General features: G+C 61.7%; 1 protein-coding gene. It reads left to right on the top strand.

Annotation, left to right across the window (positions count from 1 at the left end; translation table 11 throughout):
- Positions 1-74: 74 nt before the first annotated feature.
- Positions 75-516: tRNA dihydrouridine synthase (locus tag AC1DKR_RS21095; protein ID WP_478035090.1), on the top strand; the 442-nt coding region annotated here is incomplete at its 3' end.

Below are 516 nucleotides of genomic sequence, written 5' to 3'. Positions count from 1 at the left end.
GCTTAGCGTGCCTGAAAGATAATCAGTTGTCTGACATACACCTCGCATCTCCTTTGTGCATCGGAACCGTTGCGGTGCGCAACCGTATCGTGCTGGCGCCCATGTCCGGCGTCACCGATATGCCGTTCCGTCAATTGGCCTGGCGCCATGGCGCGGGGCTGGTGGTGACCGAGATGGTGGCGAGCCGCGAACTCGTCAATGACACCGAGCAATCCTGGGCGCSGTTGAAGACCGCGGGCTTCAATCCGCACATGGTGCAGCTTGCCGGTCGCGAAGCGCATTGGATGGCGGAAGGCGCGAAGATCGCCGCCGCGCACGGTGCTGATATCATCGACATCAACATGGGATGCCCGGCCAAGAAGGTGATCGGCGGCTATTCCGGCTCCGCGCTGATGCGTGATCCCGACCACGCGCTCGGCCTCATCGAGGCGACAGTCAAGGCCGTCGATGTTCCCGTCACGCTCAAGATGCGGCTTGGCTGGGACGAAAATTCGATCAACGCCCCCGAGATCGCAA

This window comes from Stenotrophomonas sp. 01N47 (genome assembly GCF_056399165.1).
This window is presented reverse-complemented; position numbering and strand designations above follow the sequence as displayed.